Origin of the sequence: Salegentibacter maritimus, from assembly GCF_016236975.1 — a bacterium.
GTDB classification, from domain to species: domain Bacteria; phylum Bacteroidota; class Bacteroidia; order Flavobacteriales; family Flavobacteriaceae; genus Salegentibacter; species Salegentibacter maritimus.
Genome location: NZ_JAEHNY010000038.1, coordinates 1 through 342, shown reverse-complemented (window position 1 = coordinate 342; position 342 = coordinate 1). Strand labels below are relative to the sequence as shown.

The following is a 342-nucleotide window of genomic DNA, read 5'->3' as shown; positions in this document are numbered from 1 at the left end:
TGGGAAATTGGATTGGGAAGAAGATACTGCTAACAACAATTCTGCTTATTTAAGCTACCCCGGACTTAACAGTACCTTTTCCGGAGGAATGACAAATTATACCGCAACGGTCGATCAATCTACGACCCCGGTAAGTATTTATGACACTGAACGTTTTGATAGGGGCAAAGGTGAACCCAATATGACCTATGCTTTTCCGGTGGATAGTCCCGGCACCTATGCGGTTCGTTTATATATGGGGAATTCCTATTCGGGTACTTCAGCAGCAGGTACAAGGATTTTTGATGTTTCTATAGAAGGAGTGGTACCTGCTTCCCTTCAGGCTGTAGACCTTTCTGCACA

At 44.4% G+C, this 342-nt stretch carries 1 protein-coding gene; it reads left to right on the top strand.

Going from position 1 to position 342, the window contains the following annotated elements; translation table 11 throughout:
* Positions 1-342 (top strand): malectin domain-containing carbohydrate-binding protein (locus tag I6U50_RS15790; protein ID WP_198639559.1); only part of this gene is annotated, 342 nt, incomplete at both ends.